General features: G+C 40.4%; 5 protein-coding genes. 4 read left to right on the top strand and 1 reads right to left on the bottom strand.

Annotated elements, in window-relative coordinates:
• Positions 1–292 precede the first annotated feature (292 nt).
• Positions 293–1279: an L-lactate dehydrogenase gene (locus M1F56_RS08460; protein WP_000204722.1), complete on the bottom strand. Its 987-nt coding sequence runs from the start codon at positions 1277–1279 to the stop codon at positions 293–295.
• 193 nt (positions 1280–1472) lie between these two features.
• On the opposite strand from M1F56_RS08460, the gene gyrA reads away from it, so the two are divergent.
• The 4 genes from gyrA to M1F56_RS08440 all read left to right on the top strand — a co-directional run bounded on the left by gyrA (position 1473) and on the right by M1F56_RS08440 (position 5834).
• The gene (gyrA, locus tag M1F56_RS08455) at positions 1473–3941 is read left to right on the top strand and encodes a DNA gyrase subunit A (RefSeq protein ID WP_247917435.1); all 2469 of its coding nucleotides are present in this window, start codon (positions 1473–1475) and stop codon (positions 3939–3941) included.
• Positions 3941–4687, top strand: coding sequence for a class A sortase (locus M1F56_RS08450; protein WP_247917434.1), 747 nt, complete (start codon positions 3941–3943; stop codon positions 4685–4687). The genes gyrA and M1F56_RS08450 overlap by 1 nt, the downstream gene beginning before the upstream one ends.
• Before the next feature lie 74 nt (positions 4688–4761).
• Positions 4762–5178 (top strand): hypothetical protein, encoded by a 417-nt coding sequence (locus M1F56_RS08445; protein WP_247917433.1) that lies wholly within the window; start codon positions 4762–4764, stop codon positions 5176–5178.
• A gap of 26 nt (positions 5179–5204) precedes the next feature.
• Entirely contained in the window at positions 5205–5834 is a 630-nt protein-coding gene (locus tag M1F56_RS08440) for a hypothetical protein (protein ID WP_247917432.1), read from the top strand.
• The last annotated feature ends 166 nt before the right edge of the window (positions 5835–6000 follow it).

Here is a 6000-nt window from a genome sequence, read left to right as displayed (position 1 = left end):
AGCGTCTTTAGGCGCTGGCTGGTGATTTGGGCTTATAGCCCTGGTGCAAACCACCCGTTAGACGGGTGGTTATGATTGCTTTGGGGCATTTTGGGGCAAAGACGAATACTTTTTCATGATATCTACCACTGTTGATTTCATTTCTTTAGTTATATATGTATAAATTTAGGTGATTTTCAGCTGAGTATTTGATATGATATATAACTTCTGAGATAAGTAGTCTTTTGAAAAATAGGGTTTAAGCCTTTACAGTAAAAGAAAAAAGGTTCCCATGTTTGGGAACCTTTTTTTATTAGTTTTTAGAAGCTGCTTGGAATTCAGGGTTTTTCCATGCTTCATCAATGATAGCTTGCAATTCTTTAGCAGATGCTTGCATTTTTTGAGTTTCAGCGTCGTTCAATGGGATGTTTACTGGACGAACGATACCGTGTGCACCAACAACAGCTGGTTGACCGATAAAGACGTTTTTAACACCGTATTGACCTTCTTGGAAGACTGAAAGTGGAAGTACTGCATTTTCGTCATCAAGGATCGCTTTTGTGATACGAGCAAGTGCTACTGCGATACCGTAGTAGGTAGCTCCTTTTTTGTTGATGATTGTGTAAGCAGCATCACGAACACCTTCGAACAATTCAATCAATTCAGCTTCTTGAACGTTTTGAGTGTCTTTAAGGAATTCTTCAAGGTTTACACCAGCGATATTTGCATGTGACCAAACAGCGAATTCAGAATCTCCGTGTTCACCCATGATGTAGGCGTGAACTGAACGAGCATCAACATCCAATTTTTCAGCAAGTGCTTGACGGAAACGTGCTGAGTCAAGTGAAGTACCTGAACCGATAACGCGTTCTTTAGGGAATCCAGAGAATTTCCAAGTTGAGTAAGTCAAAACGTCAACTGGGTTAGCAGCAACAAGGAAGATACCATCAAAACCTGATTCAACAACTTGTGTTACGATTGATTTGTTGATAGCCAAGTTTTTACCTACAAGGTCAAGGCGAGTTTCACCTGGTTTTTGAGGAGCACCTGCAGTGATAACAACAAGGTCAGCGTCCGCACAGTCAGAATATTGAGCTGCGTAGATTTTTTTAGGTGAAGTGAAGGCAAGGGCGTGGCTAAGGTCAAGTGCATCACCTACAGCTTTTTCATGCAACTGTGGAATTTCGATGATTCCAAGTTCTTGTGCAATTCCTTGGTTAACAAGTGCAAAAGCGTAAGAAGAACCTACGGCACCGTCACCAACAAGGATCACTTTTTTGTGTTGTTTAGTTGAAGTCATTTTTCTAAACGTCTCCTTCATTTTTTTTTGGGATTTCCCATACATCTCCATTTTATCACTTTTAAAAAACTTTGTCACGGATATTATATTCACTTCCAAATGTAAACGTTTTAGTAGTTTCAGAAGCCTGAAATAAAGGACATTTTATGGTATAATATATCTAATTACTAATAGTGAAATGAGGCATTTATTAATGCAGGATAAAAATTTAGTGAATGTCAATCTGACAAAGGAGATGAAGACCAGTTTTATCGATTACGCCATGAGTGTTATCGTAGCGCGTGCTCTTCCTGATGTTCGAGATGGCTTGAAGCCTGTTCACCGCCGTATTCTTTACGGAATGAATGAACTAGGTGTTACACCAGACAAACCTCATAAAAAATCAGCCCGTATCACAGGGGATGTTATGGGTAAATACCACCCACACGGGGATTCATCTATTTATGAAGCCATGGTCCGTATGGCTCAGTGGTGGAGCTACCGTTACATGCTTGTCGATGGACATGGAAACTTTGGTTCCATGGACGGGGATGGTGCCGCCGCACAGCGTTACACTGAGGCTCGTATGAGCAAGATTGCTCTTGAAATGCTTCGTGACATCAATAAAAACACAGTTGATTTCGTAGACAACTACGATGCTAACGAACGTGAACCCTTGGTCTTGCCGGCTCGTTTTCCAAACCTTTTGGTCAATGGGGCAACTGGTATCGCTGTTGGGATGGCAACCAATATCCCACCTCACAACCTAGGTGAAACCATTGATGCTGTGAAATTGGTCATGGACAATCCTGAAGTAACTACTAAGGACTTGATGGAAGTCTTGCCTGGTCCAGATTTTCCAACTGGTGCCCTTGTCATGGGGAAATCAGGTATCCATAAGGCTTATGAGACTGGTAAAGGTTCCATTGTCCTCCGTTCTCGTACAGAGATTGAAACCACTAAGACAGGTCGTGAGCGTATCGTTGTAACGGAATTTCCTTATATGGTCAATAAAACCAAGGTACATGAGCATATCGTTCGTTTGGCGCAAGAAAAACGAATTGAGGGAATTACAGCTGTACGTGATGAGTCCAACCGCGAAGGCGTTCGCTTCATTATCGAAGTGAAGCGTGATGCTTCTGCAAATGTCATCCTCAATAACCTCTTCAAGATGACCCAGATGCAAACCAACTTTGGTTTCAATATGCTTGCTATTCAAAATGGCGTACCAAAGATTTTGTCCCTTCGTCAAATTTTGGATGCTTATATCGAGCACCAAAAAGAAGTGGTTGTTCGCCGTACTCGTTTTGACAAGGAAAAGGCAGAAGCGCGTGCGCACATCTTAGAAGGCCTTTTAATTGCGCTAGACCATATCGACGAAGTGATCCGCATCATCCGTGCTAGTGAAACGGATGCGGAAGCACAAGCTGAGTTGATGAGCAAGTTTAAGCTTTCTGAACGTCAAAGTCAGGCTATCCTTGATATGCGTCTTCGTCGTTTGACAGGATTGGAACGCGATAAGATTCAGTCTGAATATGATGAATTGATTGCCTTGATTGCAGACCTAACCGATATTCTTGCTAAACCAGAACGCGTAGCGCAAATCATAAAAGATGAATTGGATGAAGTAAAACGTAAATTTGGTGACAAACGTCGTACCGAGTTAATGGTTGGAGAGGTCTTAACTCTTGAAGATGAAGACTTGATTGAGGAGTCAGATGTCTTAATCACTCTTTCTAACAAGGGCTATATCAAACGTTTGGACCAAGGTGAATTTACTGCTCAAAAACGTGGTGGCCGTGGAGTCCAAGGTACAGGAGTTAAGGATGATGACTTTGTGCGTGAGTTGGTTTCAACCAGCACCCATGATCACTTGCTCTTCTTTACCAATAAAGGTCGTGTATACCGACTAAAAGGTTATGAAATTCCTGAATACGGTCGCACGGCCAAGGGATTGCCGGTTGTCAATCTATTGAAGCTGGATGAAGGGGAGAGCATACAAACTATCATTAATGTTAAATCTGAACGTAGTGATGACGCCTATCTCTTCTTCACAACCCGTCACGGTATCGTGAAACGAACTAGTGTTAAAGAATTTGCTAATATCCGTCAAAATGGACTTAAAGCTTTGAATCTCAAGGATGAAGATGAACTGATTAATGTCTTGCTGACAGAAGAAGATACCGATATCATCATTGGTACCAAGTTTGGTTATTCTGTTCGCTTTAATCAGTCAGCTGTTCGTGGAATGAGCCGTATTGCCACGGGTGTCCGAGGAGTTAATCTTCGTGAAGGAGATACAGTAGTTGGCGCTAGTGTTATTACTGATCAGGACGAGGTCCTTATCATCACTGAAAAAGGCTATGGTAAACGTACTCTTGCCACTGAATATCCAACTAAAGGCCGTGGTGGTAAAGGAATGAAGACTGCTAATGTTGCTGAGAAGAATGGTCCTCTTGCAGGCCTCCTCACTGTTAAAGGTGATGAAGACTTGATGATTATCACAGATACAGGTGTCATGATTCGAACAAACGTTGCTAATATTTCACAAACAGGACGCTCAACTATGGGAGTTAAGGTGATGCGTCTAGACCAAGATGCCAAGATTGTGACCTTTACAACCGTTGCTGCAGCAGAAAAAGAAGAAGTTGGGGCTGAAATTGAAACAGAAGGTGAAGCATAATGTCTCGTAAAAAAACGAAAAATAAGAAGAATAACCGTAAAAATATACTAATCAATATTTTAGCTGGATTTTTAATTCTTCTATCCCTTCTCTTGATTTTTAATTCTAAGATTCGTGACATCTTTATGGTTTGGAATACCAATAAATACCAAGTCAGTCAGGTGACTAAGGAAAAGATTGAAGAGAATAAAGAGACAGAGGGAAATTTCGATTTTGATTCTGTCAAATCCATCTCATCAGAAGCGGTGTTAGCTGCCCAGTGGGATGCTCAGCAACTTCCAGTTATCGGAGGGATTGCCATTCCTGAAGTAGAGATCAATCTACCTATTTTCAAAGGGTTGGATAATGTAAACTTGTTCTACGGAGCAGGGACCATGAAACCCGATCAAAAAATGGGAGAAGGTAACTATTCCCTAGCCAGTCACCATATCTTTACTGCTGAAAATGCGAGCCAGATGCTCTTCTCACCTTTGGTCAATGCCAAGGCAGGGATGAAAATCTATCTGACTGATAAAGATAAAGTATACACCTATGAGATTCGTGAGGTGAGGCACGTAACGCCTGATCGCGTTGATGAAATTGAAGACCGTGATGGTATCAAAGAAATCACATTGGTAACCTGTGTCGACTATGATGCGACAGAGCGGATTATTGTTAAAGGTGATTTTAAAGAAGTTAAAGCATATTCGGAAACATCTGATGATATCCTAAGCGCCTTTAATCGGCCATATAAACAACGTTATTAACCTCAAGAACCAGTGAATTGTATTTTTCGCTGGTTTTTTGTCAAATAGAACCGTCTGCCAAAGGAGAATAATACATGTTCGAATATTTTTGGATTGGAATGAAAACGATGTGGGAAGGTCCTGTCTTTAGTTTTGCCCTTTACTTATTAACCTCTATTCTTTTACTAATCTTTTGGCGACGTTTTATAATTGTCCGTCGTAGTGGTGGTAATTTTTTTGCCCCGTTTCACATTGCCAATGGGAGACTTTATATTCACAATGCTTTTGTATTTGTGAAGCGAATCATTCCGCTGAATAACATCAAAAGGATTGAAGTCAAATATATTCGAAGTGTCAAATTGAATGGGGTAAGATATCTTTTGTGTATTGAACAGAAAGACAGAAAGCCCCTATCATTTTTCTGTGGCAAATCAAAACAGAATGATCTCCTTGTGAAGAATCTAAAGAATGAAACTAAAAACTACCATATTAGAATTATAATGGATGGATAAGTGTTTAGCTTAAGAAAGGAATGATCATGGATAAGCTACAAGAAGTCAGAGAAAATGAACAGTTAAGGACCTTACTGATGACTGAATGTGATATTTATTTTTATGACAAGATAAGTGAAGTCCAGTTTTCAGGGAACAATGAGGAGTACTCTCTTGCCTGTAAGGCTTTTGCTCAAGACGGTAGTGGGGGAGAATATGTTTTTCTTGAAGATAACAGCATAGGCTTTATCGGAAGTGAGGGCCAAGTGGGGAGAGTAGCAGAAAGTCTGGATGACTTACTAACATTCCTACTTCACGCAGGTTGTATTTCAGATTTTAGCTGTCAGTATTTTTATCAGAACACAGACTTATTGAAAGCATTTTGTAGGGGCTATGTGTCTAAAATACGAGAAAGCTATCAGGCTAAGCAGGAAAATTGGGATCTGGTACGAGGAAGTATGGCTCAAAAACTATCACTTGATTTCAATCCCCAAAAACTAGAAAAAGTAGCCATGGCATTTTATCAAGCAGCGACAAGGGAGCCTGTCTTTTCCTGTAAGTATATAGACGGTGAAGAAGAGTATACCTGCGATTCAATCTTGTCGGACATTGTAGGCTTGTGGACGACAGAACTTGTAGGCATGAGTAGAGAAGAAATCGAAAACTATAAAATTTGATAATGTATGATGCTTGCAAGATGATCATTCGACTTTAATGGTATCTTTTCAATGTGAAAGGAAACTGGTCAGTAGGTTGAAAGATTTATCGTAATAAACCGAAGGATGTCTAGTATAAGAGAGGATAGATAATGAGTCAGTTAAGAGAAAAGTCTTTAGTTAGGCT

Origin of the sequence: Streptococcus oralis, from assembly GCF_023109005.1 — a bacterium.
GTDB lineage: Bacteria > Bacillota > Bacilli > Lactobacillales > Streptococcaceae > Streptococcus > Streptococcus oralis_BU.
Note: the sequence above shows the minus strand (reverse complement) of the source record. Positions and strands in the feature narration are given on the sequence as shown.

What these genes read in the sequence shown, in the direction of transcription:
- M1F56_RS08460 (WP_000204722.1), bottom strand. Translation starts at nt 1,279, where the DNA reads ATGACTTCAACTAAACAACACAAAAAAGTGATCCTTGTTGGTGACGGT.
- M1F56_RS08440 (WP_247917432.1), top strand. Translation starts at nt 5,205, where the DNA reads ATGGATAAGCTACAAGAAGTCAGAGAAAATGAACAGTTAAGGACCTTA.
- M1F56_RS08450 (WP_247917434.1), top strand. Translation starts at nt 3,941, where the DNA reads ATGTCTCGTAAAAAAACGAAAAATAAGAAGAATAACCGTAAAAATATA.
- M1F56_RS08445 (WP_247917433.1), top strand. Translation starts at nt 4,762, where the DNA reads ATGTTCGAATATTTTTGGATTGGAATGAAAACGATGTGGGAAGGTCCT.
- gyrA (WP_247917435.1), top strand. Translation starts at nt 1,473, where the DNA reads ATGCAGGATAAAAATTTAGTGAATGTCAATCTGACAAAGGAGATGAAG.